This window comes from Cellulomonas sp. P24 (assembly GCF_024704385.1).
Lineage (GTDB): Bacteria > Actinomycetota > Actinomycetes > Actinomycetales > Cellulomonadaceae > JAJDFX01.
The window spans coordinates 2,686,633-2,702,803 of sequence record NZ_JAJDFX010000002.1 but is presented as its reverse complement, the minus strand read 5'-3'; the positions used below and the strand labels follow the sequence as shown (position 1 = coordinate 2,702,803).

Annotated in this window: 14 protein-coding genes; 2 read left to right on the top strand and 12 right to left on the bottom strand. The window is 72.9% G+C overall.

The genetic code is table 11. The features are described 5' to 3' along the window. Nucleotides 1-83: 83 nt before the first annotated feature. Complete coding sequence (locus LJB74_RS12580; RefSeq protein WP_396125164.1) at nucleotides 84-1,640, bottom strand: methyltransferase; 1,557 nt, start codon at nucleotides 1,638-1,640, stop codon at nucleotides 84-86. A gap of 146 nt (nucleotides 1,641-1,786) precedes the next feature. Here LJB74_RS12580 and LJB74_RS12575 point away from each other — a divergent pair, with 146 nt between their 5' ends. Continuing rightward, entirely contained in the window at nucleotides 1,787-2,608 is an 822-nt protein-coding gene (locus tag LJB74_RS12575) for a hypothetical protein (protein WP_259308858.1), read from the top strand. A gap of 217 nt (nucleotides 2,609-2,825) precedes the next feature. Here the strand turns inward: LJB74_RS12575 and LJB74_RS12570 are convergent, their stop codons facing one another. The 4 genes from LJB74_RS12570 to LJB74_RS12555 form a co-directional block, all read right to left on the bottom strand. Beyond that, the gene (locus LJB74_RS12570; protein ID WP_259308857.1) at nucleotides 2,826-5,117 is read right to left on the bottom strand and encodes a sodium-translocating pyrophosphatase; all 2,292 of its coding nucleotides are present in this window, start codon (nucleotides 5,115-5,117) and stop codon (nucleotides 2,826-2,828) included. A 233-nt stretch (nucleotides 5,118-5,350) separates the two neighbouring features. Beyond that, nucleotides 5,351-5,686 (bottom strand): STAS domain-containing protein, encoded by a 336-nt coding sequence (locus LJB74_RS12565; RefSeq protein WP_259308856.1) that lies wholly within the window; start codon nucleotides 5,684-5,686, stop codon nucleotides 5,351-5,353. 117 nt (nucleotides 5,687-5,803) lie between these two features. After that, the gene (locus tag LJB74_RS12560; protein WP_259308855.1) at nucleotides 5,804-6,559 is read right to left on the bottom strand and encodes an anaerobic ribonucleoside-triphosphate reductase activating protein; all 756 of its coding nucleotides are present in this window, start codon (nucleotides 6,557-6,559) and stop codon (nucleotides 5,804-5,806) included. Further along, complete coding sequence (locus LJB74_RS12555) at nucleotides 6,556-8,697, bottom strand: ribonucleoside triphosphate reductase (RefSeq protein WP_259308854.1); 2,142 nt, start codon at nucleotides 8,695-8,697, stop codon at nucleotides 6,556-6,558. The genes LJB74_RS12560 and LJB74_RS12555 overlap by 4 nt, the downstream gene beginning before the upstream one ends. Nucleotides 8,698-8,887: 190 nt before the next feature. Between LJB74_RS12555 and LJB74_RS12550 the strand changes: the two genes are divergently transcribed. Continuing rightward, nucleotides 8,888-11,299: a DEAD/DEAH box helicase gene (locus tag LJB74_RS12550; RefSeq protein ID WP_259308853.1), complete on the top strand. Its 2,412-nt coding sequence runs from the start codon at nucleotides 8,888-8,890 to the stop codon at nucleotides 11,297-11,299. A gap of 17 nt (nucleotides 11,300-11,316) precedes the next feature. Here the strand turns inward: LJB74_RS12550 and LJB74_RS12545 are convergent, their stop codons facing one another. The 7 genes from LJB74_RS12545 to ssd form a co-directional block, all read right to left on the bottom strand. Continuing rightward, nucleotides 11,317-11,775 (bottom strand): hypothetical protein, encoded by a 459-nt coding sequence (locus LJB74_RS12545; protein WP_259308852.1) that lies wholly within the window; start codon nucleotides 11,773-11,775, stop codon nucleotides 11,317-11,319. After that, nucleotides 11,772-12,182 carry a TadE family type IV pilus minor pilin gene (locus LJB74_RS12540; protein ID WP_259308851.1) on the bottom strand — a complete coding sequence of 137 codons (411 nt, stop codon included), beginning with the start codon at nucleotides 12,180-12,182 and terminating at the stop codon, nucleotides 11,772-11,774. The genes LJB74_RS12545 and LJB74_RS12540 overlap by 4 nt, the downstream gene beginning before the upstream one ends. After that, nucleotides 12,179-12,445 carry a DUF4244 domain-containing protein gene (locus LJB74_RS12535; protein ID WP_259308850.1) on the bottom strand — a complete coding sequence of 89 codons (267 nt, stop codon included), beginning with the start codon at nucleotides 12,443-12,445 and terminating at the stop codon, nucleotides 12,179-12,181. Before LJB74_RS12535 ends, LJB74_RS12540 begins: the two co-directional genes overlap by 4 nt. A 178-nt stretch (nucleotides 12,446-12,623) precedes the next feature. Beyond that, entirely contained in the window at nucleotides 12,624-12,965 is a 342-nt protein-coding gene (locus LJB74_RS12530; RefSeq protein WP_259308849.1) for a hypothetical protein, read from the bottom strand. A 312-nt stretch (nucleotides 12,966-13,277) separates the two neighbouring features. Next, nucleotides 13,278-14,060 carry a type II secretion system F family protein gene (locus LJB74_RS12525; protein ID WP_259308848.1) on the bottom strand — a complete coding sequence of 261 codons (783 nt, stop codon included), beginning with the start codon at nucleotides 14,058-14,060 and terminating at the stop codon, nucleotides 13,278-13,280. After that, the gene (locus tag LJB74_RS12520) at nucleotides 14,057-15,385 is read right to left on the bottom strand and encodes a TadA family conjugal transfer-associated ATPase (RefSeq protein WP_259308847.1); all 1,329 of its coding nucleotides are present in this window, start codon (nucleotides 15,383-15,385) and stop codon (nucleotides 14,057-14,059) included. Before LJB74_RS12520 ends, LJB74_RS12525 begins: the two co-directional genes overlap by 4 nt. Next, complete coding sequence (ssd, locus tag LJB74_RS12515) at nucleotides 15,382-16,092, bottom strand: septum site-determining protein Ssd (RefSeq protein ID WP_259308846.1); 711 nt, start codon at nucleotides 16,090-16,092, stop codon at nucleotides 15,382-15,384. The genes LJB74_RS12520 and ssd overlap by 4 nt, the downstream gene beginning before the upstream one ends. Between the last annotated feature and the right edge of the window lie 79 nt (nucleotides 16,093-16,171).

Below are 16,171 nucleotides of genomic sequence, written 5' to 3'. Positions count from 1 at the left end.
CCTCACCCTGGCCAGGTGGTCTATGCCTACCGCCAGGTAACCCTGTGACCCTCCTGTGAGGCACCGCGCCCCCGCGTCGGGGCTCAGACCGCGAGCAGCAACCCGTCCCGGACGAGCCCGCGGACGGACGGCAGCACGTCCGCCGCGACGTCACCGGCAGGCGCACCGAGCACGTCACCGAGCGCCGCCACCAGGCTGCCGACCGTGAGCGAACCGTCGCACGCCCCGACGAACCCGGCCAGCGCCGTCCCTGCGCGCACCGCCCGGCCGAAGCCGCCGCCCTGACGCAGCAGGACCACGCTCGGGTCGCTCGCGCCCGGGACCAGGTACCGCTCCTCGGTGACGTCGGCGGACACCACGAGCCGCTCGGCCGCGAGCGCCGCGTCGTCGCGGACCGCAAGCCAGTCGTGGGCCGCCAGCCCGGCCGCGATCACCGCACCGAGCGGCTGGTGCACCGTCCCCGTCTGCTCCTCGAGGCGCCGCATCGTGGGGCCCCCCGCGACCGGTCGTCGCAACGTGACGATGCCGAACCCGATGCCGTCCACGTCCCGGCTCGCGAAGTCGTCGAGCCAGGCGGTGTACAGGCGGTCCCATGCGGCACGGTCCCGTTCCGGCGTCGTCCCCCCGTCCCGGATCCAGGTCTCGGCGTACTGGGCCGGGTCCTGCCACTCACGCTGGACCACCCAGCCGTCCAGGCCCGACCTGTCGAGCCACGACCCGACCCGCTCGTGCCAGTCCTCGCCGCGCCGGACCTCCCAGTTGCCGAGCAGCTGGGCGACGCCACCGGGCGCCAGCACCGCGCCGACCCCCGTCACGAGCTCCTCGACGATCGCGTCGCCCGCACGCCCGCCGTCACGGTAGTCGTAGGCGGGGACGCCCGGCGCCCGCGGCGTGATGACGAACGGCGGGTTGGACACGACCAGGTCGAACAGCTCCCCGGTGACGGGCGCGAGCATCGACCCCCGTCGCAGGTCCACACGGTCGGAGACCCCCGCGAGCAGCGCGTTGAACCGGGCGAGGCCGAGCGCCCGGTCCGAGATGTCGGTGCCGACGACGGCGCCTGCGTGCCGGGTCGCGTGCAGGGCCTGGATGCCGCAACCGGTCCCGAGGTCGAGGACCCGGTCGCGGGGTGTGCGCACCGTGACCTGGGCGAGCGTCGTCGACGCACCCCCGACGCCGAGCACGTGGTCGGTCCGCAGACTCCGTCCCGTCGCGAGCTCGCCGAGGTCCGACGCGATCCACCAGTCGACCGTCCCGGCCGCGTCGGCGGCGGAGTAGGGGCGCAGGTCGACCTCCGCGCGGACAGCATCGTCGGGTGCTGCGCCGGCCGCGACCACGAGCCCGAGCCGCTCGGCGCCGGCGGTGCCGACGGTCGGGAGCGCGGCGTCCAGCGCCCGGCGGGTCACCGCGCGGCCGAGGACGAACGCGCGCACGAGGGTGCTGCCCGGATCCGCGCCGGCCGGGCCCGACGGATCCGTGGCCCGGAGAGCGGGGACCGCTTCCTCACGGTGCAGCGCGGCCGAGGCGAGCGGGCCGAGCAACCCGTCGACCCCGGCGACCGTGTACCCGGCACCGGCGAGATCGTCATGGAGGCGTCCGAGCAGGTCGCGGTCGTGCAGGAGGTCGTTCACCTGCCGCATCCTTCCGCAGATGTCGGGCGCGTGCCGCGCGGCAGACCTGCCACGGCGCCGAGACCGTCACCGAATCGTTGTGCTTTCGCTGTGCTGCTGCTATGGCCCGCTCCTACGCTGGCCGCCGACACCAGCACGCCATCTCTGGGGGAATCATGCGCCGTCCACTCGTCCCGGCTGCTCTGGCCGGAGCTCTCGCCCTGCTCCTGGCCGCATGCGGAGGCGGAACCTCGACCGTCGAGAGCACCGCGAACGGCGCCACCCGCACGCAGGCGTCGACATCCGCCACCCCGACGGCAGAGCTCACCGGCGCGTCGTTCATCAGCCGCACCAGTGCGGCCTTGCTGGCCGCCGGCTCCTACGCCTTCACGTACACCGCGACGACCTCAGGGGTCACCGTCAACGGGTCGGGCCGGTTCGTCGGGACCTCGGCAGCCGATCTCGGCATGGACTTCTCGGTCGACACGGGCGGCTCGATCGTGCGGATGCTCGTGGCCGACGGTCACGCCTACATGGACGGCGCGCTCGTCGGCGCCACCGGCACGTGGATCGACCTCACCGACGCGACCAGCTCCGGCCTCACCGACGTCGTGACGCAGATGAAGGACTCGATCGAGCCGTCGGCGATGTTCGCCGGGCTCAGCGGTGACGCCCTCACCGTCACGAAGGGCGACACCACGACCGTCGACGGCACCGAGGCGACCGCCTACAGGCTCACGATGGACCTGGCGGCGATGACGCAGGTCCTCGGGCGGGAGATGACCTCTGAGGAGCTCGACCAGTTCAAGGCCACCGCCGGCACCACCTCGATGGACGTCGTGTACTACCTGGACGCGAACGACCGCCCGATCAGCACGACGATCACCATGGGCACGTTCATGACGCAGGAGCTGCACTACAGCGGCTTCGGCACCCAGGAGCCGATCACCGCACCGGCGCCCGCGGACGTCGTCCCCGCCTCGCAGCTCGGGCTCTGACAGGACCCGCGGTCGTGCCGGCCGCCGGTTGACTCGACCGCCGGCCGGCACGACTGCCAGTCCACGCGAGCGCACCGTCTGACGCGACCGCCTGCCGACGCGACACGACGCCAGGCGTCGGATCTCGTTCGCCCCCCGGACACGGGACAGCCCGGGCGACGCGTCGTGCACGTCGCCCGGGCTGTCCGGGGAGCCAGGTACCAGACGTCCTGGTCGGTCAGACCAGCTCCAGCTCGCGCTCGAGCTGGCTCTCCCGGTCGACCTTGGCGGCCCGGAAGCGCGAGACGATCACCGCGCCGAACGCGATCGCCGCCGCACCGGTCGCGATCGAGAGCCGCACCCATACGTTCGCCCCCGTGCCGATGCTCACCTGCACGACCGCCGGTGCCACCAGGACGGCGACGAGGTTCATCACCTTGATGAGCGGGTTGATCGCCGGTCCGGCGGTGTCCTTGAACGGGTCACCGACGGTGTCACCGATGACGACGGCCGCGTGGGCGTCGGAGTACTTGCCGCCGTGGTTGCCGTCCTCGACGATCTTCTTCGCGTTGTCCCAGGTACCGCCGGAGTTCGCGAGGAACACGGCCATCAGGACCCCGGTGGCGATCGCACCGGCAAGGAACCCGGCCAGCGGGCCGACGCCGAGCCCGAACCCGACCGCGATCGGCGCGAACGCCGCGAGGAGCCCGGGCGTCGCGAGCTCGCGCAGCGAGTCCCGCGTGCAGATGTCGACGACCCGCCCGTACTCCGGCCGCGTCTCACCCGTCATGATCCCGGGGTTCTCGCGGAACTGGCGCCGCACCTCGAACACGATCGCGCCGGCCGCGCGGGTCACCGCGTCGATCGCGAGACCGGAGAACAGGAACACGGTGGCGCCGCCGAGGATCACGCCGACCAGGGTGATGGGCGAGATGATCTCGTAGCTGGTCATCGCGGACTGGATGTCCCCGACGGCGCTTCCGCCGGCGGCGCTGAGTGCCGTGCGGACGGCGTCGGCGTAGGAGCCGAACAGCGCGGTCGCCGCAAGCACGGCCGTCGCGATCGCGATGCCCTTGGTGATGGCCTTGGTGGTGTTGCCCACAGCGTCGAGGTCCGTGAGGATCCGCGCACCTGCCTCGTCGACGTCCCCGGACATCTCGGCGATGCCCTGCGCGTTGTCGCTCACCGGTCCGAACGTGTCCATCGCGACGATCACGCCGACGGTCGTGAGGAGCCCGCAGCCGGCGAGGGCGATGAGGAAGAGCGTGAGCCACACCGAGCCACCCGCGATGAGGAACACCCCGCAGATCGCCGCGGCGATGATGCCCGCGGTGTAGACCGCGGACTCGAACCCGACACCGATGCCGGACAGCACCACGGTGGCCGCGCCCGTCAGCGACGTCCGTGCGACGTGCAGCGTCGGCTTGGACGTCGTCCCGGTGAAGTACCCGGTCACCCAGAGGATCACGCCGGCGAGCAGGACGCCGATCGCCACGGCGGCGGCGGCGACGAAGCGCGGGTCGCCGGAGTGGGTTGCGAGGCCGGCGGTCGAGTTGGTCAGGTCGGCGAAGCTCGACGGCAGGTAGATGAACGCCGCGACGGCGGCGAGGAGCACCCCGACCAGCGCCGAGATGTAGAACCCCCGGTTGATCGCCGCGAGCCCGCTCTCCGTCCCGCGGACCTTCGTGATGACGACGCCGAGCACGGCGACCACCGCGCCGATGGCGGTGACGATGAGCGGGAACACGAGACCGCGCTCGCCGAAGGCCGCCTTGCCGAGGATGAGTGCGGCGACCAGCGTGACCGCGTAGGACTCGAACAGGTCCGCCGCCATGCCGGCGCAGTCACCGACGTTGTCCCCGACGTTGTCGGCGATCGTCGCCGCGTTGCGCGCGTCGTCCTCGGGGATGCCCTGCTCGACCTTGCCGACCAGGTCGGCCCCGACGTCGGCGGCCTTGGTGAAGATCCCGCCGCCGACGCGCATGAACATCGCCAGCAGCGCGGCGCCGAAGCCGAAGCCCTCGAGCACAGCCGGCGCGTCGGCCCGGTACACGAGCACGACGGTCGCGGCACCGAGAAGACCCAGTCCGACCACGCTCATGCCGACGACACCGCCGGTCCGGAACGCGATGCGCGCTCCCTCCGCGCGCCCGTTCGGCCGGGTCGCCGCTGCTGCGACGCGCACGTTCGCGCGGGTCGCGAGCCACATGCCGAGGTACCCGATCGAGGCCGAGAAACCCGCGCCGATCAGGAAGAACAGGGAGCGTCCGAGCTTGATGGCGCCGTCTCCCGGGAGCAGGAACAACAGCCCGCACACGACGACGGCGAACAGGACGAGAGTACGGAACTGACGGTTGAGGTACGCCGCGGCGCCTTCCTGGACCGCTGTGGCGATCTCCTGCATCTTCGCTGTGCCCTCGCCTGCTGCGAGCACCTGCCGGCGCAGCACGACCGCGAACACGAGTGCGGCGACGGCGACGGCGGCGATCACGCCGACGATGGTGAGGCTCGTGGTCCCGAGCGTGAGCATGCATCCTCCTCGACGACGGCTGCGGACCCCCGAGCACGCCACCCCGGGAGGCTCCGTTGCCGCCCGGTCCGCCGAAGTCTACGCAGCAGACGTGTCGGTGTCGGCCCCCGCCCCGAAATACCCCAACGGGTATCACTCCCGCCCCCACACCCCGCCGAGATCGTGACTGCGCGCCGAGATCGCACATCGGACTGTGCGATCTCGGCGCGCAGTCACGATCTCGCGGAGAGGGGTCAGGTGGCGAGGGCCTCGTCGAGGGTCTCGTGGATCGTGAAGACCTGGGTGAGCGCGGTGATGCGGAAGACCTTGAGCAGGCGTTCGGAGTCGATCACGAGCTGGAGGCGTCCGCCGAAACCCCGCACCTTCTTCAGGGCACCCACGAGCACGCCGAGGCCGGTCGAGTCCATGAACCGGACCTCGGTCAGGTCCACGACCACGTCGTGGTGCCCGTCCTCGATCAAGGTGCCGATCTGCTCCCTGAGGACGGCCGCCGTGTAGACGTCGATCTCACCGGAGACAGAGACGACCGTCCGGTCGCCGACGTCGCGGCTGGTCACTTGCACGTCCACGACTGCCCTCTTTCCACTCGCGCCGAGGAGGCCATTCAACCAGGGGCACGACGTGCACCGAGGGCGCACCGGGCCAGGCAGTGTGACGAGTCCGAAATGCCCCGGTCCGGAGACAGCTCAGGCGCGCACCGCCGCGAGCGCGTCCTGGTACTCCTGCCGCGTCCCGAGGGTCCGGACCTCCTGGCGCACGTGGTCCTGGACGCCGAGGTGCCGGAGCACCCGGACGAGGCGAGCCACGTCCTCCTCGTCGAGGACGGTCGGGTCCACCGTGGTCCGGACCTGCACCGGGACCCCGGAGTCGAGCACCAGGCGCAGGCTCTCGAACGCGGCGTGCGCGCTACGGCCCACACCGGTGATCGCCTCGTACAGCTCCGCCGGGGCCTTGATGTCCAGGCCGACCCAGTCGACGAGCCCGAGCACCGACGCGAGCCGCCGCGGGTAGGCACCCGAGGTGTGGAGGCCGACGCCGAAGCCGGCCTCCTTGACCTCCCGCATCGCCGCTCCGAGCATCGGCTGGCGGGTGGGCTCCCCGCCCGAGAACACCAGACCGTCGAGCAGCCCGACGCGACGCGCGAGCAGGCTGCGCACCTGGGCCCACGGGACCTCGCCCGGGACACGCGGGTCGATCAGCTCAGGGTTGTGGCAGTACGTGCACGACCACGGGCACCCCTGGAGGAACACGGTGGCGACGAGCCGTCCGGGCCAGTCGCACGTCGACAGGCTCGTGAGGCCGGCGATCTGGAGCCCCTCCGGGTCATCGCTCAGGACGGCACCCCCGCGTCCGGCGCTCGACGGCGCGCGCCCGGGACCGAGCGCCCCCGACCTGGCGCGAGCGGCCACCCGCGCCAGGTCGGACGAGTCGTTTGTGGTCATGCGACGGGGACCGATGCGGGCGCAGAACGGGCGACGGCTGCCTCGGTGAAGTGGACGCGCTCGGCGTGCTCGCCCTTCTTGCCGACGTTGAACGAGCTCACGGGGCGGTGGTAGCCCATCACCCGGGTCCAGACCTCGCACACCACCGGCTCCGCGTCCGGGTGCTCCTCCGCACAGCGCGGGCACGTCATCTGCTCGCCCGCGAGGTACCCGTGGTTCGGGCAGATCGAGAACGTCGGGGTGACCGTGATGTAGGGGAGGCGGAACGTCGACAGCGACCGCTTGACGAGCTCACGGCAGGCCTCGGCGGACGAGACCTTCTCGGCCATGTACAGGTGCAGCACCGTGCCGCCGGTGTACTTGGTCTGCAGGTCGTCCTGGCGCTCGAGCGCCTCGAACGGGTCCTCGGTGAAGCCGACCGGGAGCTGCGAGGAGTTCGTGTAGTACGGGTTCTCCTGCGACCCGGCCTGCAGGATGTCCGGGTACCGCTTGAGGTCCTCCTTGGCGAACCGGTACGTGGTGCCCTCGGCCGGCGTGGCCTCGAGGTTGTACATGTGGCCGGTGGCCTCCTGGAACTCGACCATGCGCCCGCGGACGTGGTCGAGGAGCCGGACGGCGAGCGCGTGCCCCTCGTCGGTCGAGATGTCCTCGCGGTCGGCGGTGAAGTTCCGGATCATCTCGTTGATGCCGTTGACGCCGATCGTCGAGAAGTGGTTCCGCAGGGAGCCCAGGTAGCGCTTGGTGTACGGGAACAGGCCCTCGTCCATGTACCGCTGGATCACCTTGCGCTTGAGCTCCAAGGACTCCTTCGCGAGGACCATCAGGCGGTCCAGCGCGTCGAGCATGCCGACCTCGTCGCCTCGGTGGGTGTAGCCGAGCCGCGCGCAGTTGATCGTCACGACGCCGAGGGACCCGGTCTGCTCCGCCGACCCGAACAGCCCGTTGCCGCGCCTGAGCAGCTCGCGCAGGTCGAGCTGCAGACGGCAGCACATCGAGCGGATCTGGTTCGGCTTGAGCTCGGAGTTGATGAAGTTCTGGAAGTACGGCAGGCCGTACTTGGCGGTCATCTCGAAGAGCAGATTCGCGTTCTCGGACTCCCAGGGGAAGTCCTCGGTGATGTTGTACGTCGGGATCGGGAAGGTGAAGACACGCCCGGACGCGTCGCCCGCGGTCATCACCTCGATGTACGCCTTGTTGATCATGTCCATCTCGACCTGGAGGTCGCCGTAGGTGAAGTCGACCTCCTGGCCGTTGATCACCGGGACGTCCGCGCGGAGGTCCTCCGGGCAGCTCCAGTCGAACGTGAGGTTCGTGAACGGCGTCTGGGTGCCCCAGCGCGAGGGGACGTTGAGGTTGTAGACGAGTTCCTGGATCCCCTGCAGCACCTCCGTGTAGCTGAGCTTGTCGAGCCGCACGAACGGCGCCATGTACGTGTCGAACGAGCTGAAGGCCTGCGCGCCGGCCCACTCGTTCTGCATCGTGCCGAGGAAGTTCACGATCTGCCCGACCGCCGAGCTGAAGTGCTTCGGGGCCCGCGCCTCGACCTTGCCGGGGACGCCGTTGAGGCCCTGCTCGAGCAGCGTGCGCAGCGACCACCCGGCGCAGTAGCCGGCCAGCATGTCGAGGTCGTGGATGTGGAGGTCGCCCTCGCGGTGGGCGCGGCCGATCTCCGGGGAGTAGACGTGCGAGAGCCAGTAGTTCGCGATGACCTTGCCGGAGGTGTTGAGGATCAACCCACCGAGGGAGTAGCCCTGGTTGGCGTTCGCGTTCACGCGCCAGTCGGAGCGGTCGAGGTACTCGTTGATCGACGCGCCGACGTCGACGACGGTCCGGGCGTCCTCACGCAGACGGGCGTGCTGCTCGCGGTAGGCGATGAACGCGCGTGCCGTCGCGGTGTGACCGGCTTCGAGGAGCGCCTGCTCGACGACGTCCTGGACGTGCTCGACGTGCGGGTAGGGGACGCCCTCGACCTGCAGCCGACCGATCACCAGGTTGTTGAGGTCCGCGGCCGCAGGCGCGTCGAACTCGCCGGTCGCCGCACCCGCGCGCTCGATCGCGGAACGGATGCGGTGGCCCTCGAAGGCGGCGGTGGCACCGCTGCGCTTGATGACGCCGGTCGGGATCGCGTGCTGGCTCACGGCGGTGTGTCCTCCTGGTCGAGTGGGGCTGACCGATCGTTGAACACAACATCTGGTGGTCATGGGCGATCGTCGGCGCTATATGTGCCATGTCTAGTCCTCGAATGCGCTCCGCGGCGTAGGACCTTGGTCCTTCGGTTCGAGAATCGCCCCGCCAAGAACGGACATCTGGGATGGGAGACTGGATCCTGTGCCGGCACCCGACGATCTGCTGGCGATCCTCACCGCCGGAGGCCGGCGATCGGACCGTCTGACGCATGTGGAGAACCTTCCCGCGCGCGACGGCCGGACCGCGCCGTGGCCGGCCTGGGCCGACACGGACATCGTCGCCGGCTACCGGGCCCTCGGGGTCGACCGCCCCTGGAGCCATCAGGTCGAGGCCGCCGACGCCGCGTGGTCCGGACGCCACACGGTGCTCGCGACGTCGACCGGCTCGGGGAAGTCCCTCGCGTTCTGGTTGCCCGCCCTGACCGGCGTGCGGGCGGACGTCGCGTCCGCGACCCTCGACCCCGGGCGGATCGAGACCGCCACGCGCCGTGGGACCGTCCTGTACCTGTGCCCCACCAAGGCCCTCGCCGCCGACCAGCTGGCCGGCCTGGACCGTCTGCTCACGGCAGCCCGGTCGCGCGACGTGAAGGTCGCCACGTGCGACGGCGACACCCCGTTCGAGGCCCGGAGGTGGGTGCAGGACCACGCCGACGTGGTCCTCACGAACCCCGACTACCTGCACGTCGGACTCCTCCCGAACCACCGACGCTGGGTGCGGCTCCTGCGCGGGCTGCGCTACGTCGTCGTCGACGAGTGCCACGCGTTCCGCGGCGTGTTCGGCGCCCACGTCGCCGCCGTCCTCCGGCGGCTCCAGCGGCTCGCCTGGTCGTACGGGGCGCACCCGACGTTCCTCCTCGCGTCCGCGACCACTGCGGACCCGGCGGTGAGCGCGGCACGGCTGCTCGGGGTCGACCCGGCCGACGTCGTCGCCGTCACCGACGACGGGTCCCCCGCAGGGCGCAAGACGTTCGCCCTCTGGCAGCCGCCCGAGCTCCCCCGCCTGCAGCCGGAGCCCGAGGACGACCCCTGGCTCCTGCCCGACCCGGACGGCACGGTCGTCGACGACGTCGCACCCAGGCGCTCGGCGACCGCCGAGGTCGCCGATCTCCTCGCCGACCTCACCGCCGCGGGCGCCCGCACGCTGGCCTTCACGCGATCCCGCCGGGCAGCGGAGACGGTCGCGACCGTCGCCCAGGAGCACCTGCGTGCGGTCGACCCGGCCCTCGGGACCCAGGTCGCGGCCTACCGCGGCGGGTATCTCCCCGAGGAGCGGCGCGCGCTCGAGTCCGCGATCCGCGACGGTCGGCTGCGCGCGCTCGCGACGACCAACGCGCTCGAGCTCGGCGTCGACATCTCGGGCCTCGACGCGGTGCTGATCGCCGGGTGGCCGGGGACCCGGGTGTCCCTGTGGCAGCAGGCCGGACGGTCGGGCCGCGCCGGCGCCGACGGGATCGTCGTGCTCGTCGCACGCGAGGACCCGCTGGACACCTTCCTGGTGCACCACCCGGAGGCGATCTTCGACGTCCCGGTCGAGGCCACCGTGTTCGACCCGACGAACCCGTACGTGCTCGCGCCCCACCTGTGCGCGGCGGCGTCGGAGCTCCCGCTGCGGACCGAGGACCTCGACCTGTTCGGGCCCGGGACGCTCGAGCTGCTGGGCGTGCTGGTCGATCGCGGGGCGCTGCGCCGGCGTGCGTCCGGGTGGTACTGGACGCACCCGGAGAGCGCCGCGCGGCTCACGGACCTCCGCGGGACGGGCGGCGACCCGGTGCGTGTGGTCGAGTCCGCGACGGGTCGCATGCTCGGCACGGTCGACGCGGCGTCGTCCGACGCGACCGTCCACACCGGAGCGGTGTACGTGCACCAGGGGTCGACGTACGTGGTCGAGGACCTCGTGCTGGCCGACTCCGTCGCACTCGTCACCCGACGATCGGTCGACTACGGGACGTGGTCCCGCTGGCACACGTCGATCGAGATCCGCGACGTGCGCGCCGAGGAGTCGTGGGGCGACGTCACATGGGGGTTCGGCGCCGTCGAGGTCACGACGCAGGTCGTCAGCTTCCAGCGTCGGCACATCCCTGACCTGCAGGTGCTCGGCCAGGAGACGCTCGACCTCCCCGCGAGGACCCTGGGCACGACCGCCGTGTGGTGGACCGTGCCCGCCGAGGTCCTCGCGGAGGCGCAGGTCTCCGACGACCTCGCCCCCGGCGCGCTGCACGCGGCCGAGCATGCATCGATCGGGCTCCTCCCGTTGCTCGCAACATGCGACCGCTGGGACCTCGGCGGGGTCTCGACGGCCCTCCACGTGGACACCGAGCGGGCGACGGTGTTCGTGTACGACGCGTTCCCGGGCGGAGCGGGGTTCTCCGAGCGCGGCTTCCACCTCGGTGCGACGTGGCTGCGTGCCACCCGGGACGCGATCGCCGGGTGCCCCTGCTCGCACGGGTGCCCGGCGTGCGTGCAGTCGCCGAAGTGCGGTAACCAGAACAACCCGCTCGAGAAGGACGCCGCGGTCCGGCTGCTCGACGCCGTGCTCGAACGCGCACCCCGGTGACGCGACGGACCGCCCTCTCACCGCGCCTCCTCGGGGCCGGCGCGTGCGACGGCTCGCGCGACACCGGCCGCCGTCCGGCGTGAGGTCCTCACCTCGACCACCCCGGCGCCGAGGTCGTCGCACGACGTCAGGTGGCAACCGTTCGCCTCGGCCGTCGCCTGCCCGACGGCGCACGCCGCCGCGAGCGTTGCGCCGTCGGCTGCCGAGGCCGTCGGAGGTGTCTCGCCTGCGACAGACGCGTCGTCGAGCCCTGCGGATGCGGAGCCGCCAGCACCTGTGATCCCCCTGGCGACCTGGTCGGCGACCGCGATCGCCGCGAGGTCGGCTGCAGTCTGAGCAGCCGACCGCCCGCTGTGCGCGGCTGCGAGGAGCGAGACGGTCAGCAGCCCGGTGGCCGCCGCCGCGACCAGGGCGAGGACGAGCACGGTTCCCGCACCGCGCTCCGGGTCCGGACTCTCGTTCGCCGCCGGGGTCACGGTTCCACCCGCGCGGTCGCGGACGCCGTCGCGGTGAGGGCGCCCCCGGCACCGCCGAGCTGTCCGACCGCCGACCGGCGGACCTCGACCCGCACCCAGACCCCGTCGCGGTCGACGGTGACCGCAGCCCCGGCCCCGGCGACGTGCTGCGCCACGGTGACGACCTCGGCGTCCGACGACCCCAGCGCCGCCTGCCTGGCAGCGGCCCGCGCCCCGTCGGCGCACGCCAGGTGGGCCGTGGCGGCCGCGCCGACGGCGAGCACGGCCCCGAGCACGGCGACGACGGCGGGGAGGGCGATCGCGAGCTCGACCGTCGCGCTCCCGCGGTCCCGCACCGCTACCGCCCCACCACCCGGCGCGGTCACAGCGTCAGCCGGCTTGGTCGCCCCGTCACCCGGCGCGGTCACAGCGTCAGCGCGGACCGGACGAGGCCCGCCAGCAGCCCACGGACCTCGTCCGACCGCAGGACGGCGACGAGGAGCCCGGCGAACCCGGCAGCGGCGATCGTCGCGATGGCGTACTCGGTGGTGGCCATGCCGTCGTCCGGCCCGGCGAGGCGACGACGGGCACCGGACCACGCCCGCAACGGCGGGACCCCGCCACCAGGGAAGGCGATCATCGCGGCGACCCCAGCGACTCCGGCGAGCATGACGGTGAGAGATGACGGCATCGGTACTCCTTCGTGATCCGATCGACGCGAACGTCCGATCAGGACTCGGCTTCTCGCGGCGACCTGTCGACGCCGGCGTGGGACGTCCACGCTTCTCCGCTACGGCGCGTCGTCGGCGTCTCGGCACCTCGTCTTGTGGACACCGACGCGTCCTCGACCGAGCGGGTCGGTTCGCCCGTCACCAGAGGTCCCTCGCGAGCGAGAGCACGATCGGGACGAGTCCGAGGAGCAGGCATGCCGGGAGGAAGCACAGGCCGAGCGGGAGCACGAGCCGGACGGCGAGCCGACCGGACGCCTCGCGCGCACCCCACCGTCGCCGACGGCGGACCTGAGCTGCGGCTGCCCGGATGGCCGGTCCGGCGGCGGACCCGCTGACCCAGCTGCCGTGCAGGCAGTCACGTACCTCCGCCAGGTGCGCCGGCAAGCCGATCCAGGCGCGCTGCCAGGCGGATCCGAGCTCCAGCGCCACACCGACGGTGCGGAGCGCCCGGCCGTCGTCGGTGCCCAGCGCGTCCCCCACCCCCCACCAGCCCTCGCGTCACGCTCGTCCCCGAGGCGAGTGCGGCATTCAGCAGGGCGAGCACGACGAGGACGTCGGTACCCGCCTGCGGGCGAGCCCGTCCGCGGCGGCCCCGAGCCGCTGCGACCGCGCCCGACGGCGCCGCGCCCGGGGTGTTCGGACCTGCCCCGCGGGAGCGCCTGCTCCCGGGCAGGTGCGCCGCCAGGAGGTGACGACGCACGGCCGCACCACCGAGCCACCACGGCGAACCCGCCACCAGGGCGCATGCCAGGAGCCCTGCCACGACCTGCACGAGGGTCGGCCAGTCGTGCGTCACGACTGCCCCGCTCGTTCCGCCGACCTGACCAGCGCGCGTGCCCACCGACGCCCGCCCCACAGGAGCGCGGCACCCACGGCGAACGCCACGCGACCGGGACCGTCGTCCAGCAGCACGTGCACCGGGTCGGCGCCCATCGCCGCCCCCACGCCGACGCACACCAGTGGGAGCCCTGTCATCACCCGGATGCTGCTCCGCGGTCCGGCCGCCGCCGCGGCACGCTCGCCGGCCAGCTCGGCCTGCTCGTCGATCAGCTCGGCGATCCCCTCGAGGACCGGTGCGAGCGGGGCACCGAGCTCGAGAGCGAGTCGACACCCGGCGACGACCGCGCGGGCGTCCGACGCCTCGAGCCCGGCACCGGTCAGCACCGCGCGCTCCGGCACCCCGGTCGCGCCGCAGCGGATCCCGGCGGTGGTCCACGCCAGGTCGGGTGGCACCCCTGCCCGGACGGTCGTCGCGACATCGATCACGAGACCCGCCCCGGCCGCGCCGCGGGATCCACCACGACCGGCGACGCCGCCGGCGGACGCCGACCATCGGCCCAGGGCACCGAACCCGCCTGCCGCACCGCGAGCGCGACGCGACCACGACCCCCCTCGCGACGGGATCGGCACGCCGGACCCCCTGTCGGCACCGGCCTCGGCCGGGCTGGGGCGTGCACCGACGGGCACGCCGCAGCATGCGACGACACCGAGCCGTCCGCCGACCGTCCATCGGCCGGCGATCATCCTGAGCGCGGCCGCGGCCAGGACACCGGCGAGCACACCTGCGGCGCTCATGGCCCGCCGAGCCGCTCTGGCACGCCATCGACCCGGGACCTACCGAGCCGCTCCGGCACGCCATCCACGCCGGACCCTCCGAACAGCCCGGTCACGCCTTCCACGCCGGACCCTCCGAACAGCCCTGTCACGCCCTCCACGCCGGACCTCGCGACCAGCTCGCGCCATCCGGGACCGCGGACGAGCTGCCCGCTCGCATCCCGGTCGAGCGCCGGGACGACGCTCAGCTCTCCGTCCGCGCCCCGCCCGACGACCGCGATCTCGGTGAGGACACGTCGCCTGCCGTCCCGCCGCAGATGGACCACCGCGTGCAGGGCACTGGCCGCCTGTGCGGCGACCGCGTGCCCGTCCATGCCGGCGAGGGCGGCCAGCGCGGCCAACCGGGCCGGGACGTCGCGCGGCCGGTTCACGTGCATCGTCGCGCACCCGCCGTCGTGCCCCGTGTTCAGCGCAGCCAGCACGTCGGTGACCTCGGCGCCACGGCACTCCCCGAGCACCAGGCGATCGGGTCGCATCCGCATCGCGTGACGCACCAGGTCGCTCAGCCCCACCTCGCCGGCGCCCTCGACGTTCGCCCGGCGCACCACGAGCCGCACGACGTGCGGGTGGTCCGGCGCGAGCTCGCCGGACTCCTCGATGCACACGATGCGCTCATCCACCGGGACCGAGGAGAGCAACGTCGACAGGAGGGTCGTCTTCCCGCTGCCCGTCGCACCGGTGACGAGCAGGTTCGCCCGTGCCCGGACGAGCGACTCGAGCAGCGCGGCGACCGGCGGCGTGAACGCGCCACCGAGCACCCAGTCGGACAGCGTGAGCGCTCGCGTTCGCACGACGCGCAGCGACAGCAGCGTGCAGCTTCCCGCGATCGGCGGCAGCACCGCGTGCAACCGCGTGCCGTCGGGGAGACGGGCGTCCACGAGCGGGCTCGCGTCGTCGAGCCGCTGCCCGCCCGCTGCGGCGAGCCGCACCGCCAGGGCACGGACCAGGGCCGTCGTGCCGAGGTCGATCGATGCCCGCTCGAGACCGCGCCCACGATCGACCCAGACCTCGTGTGGCGCGTTCACCAGCACGTCGGTGACATCGGGGTCATCGAGCAGCCTCTGCAGCGGACCGGCACCGAGGATCTCGGCTCGCACCGAGCGGGTCACCTCGGCGAGCGCCGTGCTGCCGAGGAGCGCTCCGCACTCGCGCGCGACGGCGCGGACGTCGGCGTCGGTCGGTGCGGTCGTCCGCGTGGCGAGCCTCGCGCGGACCTCGTCGACGAGCAGGGCAGATGACGGGGACACGACGTGCGGCGCAGGTGGTGGTGCCGTCGCGGTGCTCACCGCAGCCCCTGGGCGAGCCGGCGCACCGCTCTCGCGTAGGCGCCGCGAGGTGGCGGACCGAGACCGGACTCGATCACGCCGTCCAGTCGGCGGCGGTACGGGAGCCTCCCGGCGATCGGGAGTCCGAGCACGTGGGAGACCTCTGCGGCGCCGAGCCCTCCGGGCGACGGACCCCGCAGGACGAGGCGGACGTCGGGCACCTGTCCGCGGAGCTCCGCGCGGAGCGCGACCCCACCGGCGACCGATCGGAGGTCCAGCGGGACGACGAGGAGCACCGTCGAGCAGCGCCGGACGGAGCGGCACCCGTCCGGACCGAGGACGTCGGTGCGGTCGAGGTCGAGCACGACGACGTCGTGCACGTCCGTCAGGGCGTCGAGGACGTCGTCGACGACCTCCGTCGGTGTCGGTCGGGGTCGCTGACGGTCCGCGCTGAGAACCCCGACGCCGCGCCAGGTCGGCAGGACCGCGCGCAGCTCGGTGCCGTCGACCGCGCCGCGCGCCTGGTGGAGGTCGGGCCATCGGGCACCCGGCTGCTCCTCGATGCCGAGCAGCACGTCGATGCCGGCGCCGCGCGAGAGGTCGACGACCGCCTCTGCCCCGTGCCCCGTCAGGTCGCCGACCGACCCGCACTCGGCCGCCAGCGACGCCGCGAGTGACGATGCGCCGGCTCCACCGCGGGCGCCCACGACGCCGATGACCTCACCCATGCCACCGATGCTCGCGGCGTCCCACGCCCCAGCAGGTTCGGCAGCGCCCCTGCTGTGCACGCCCCGGTGGCACAGGCGC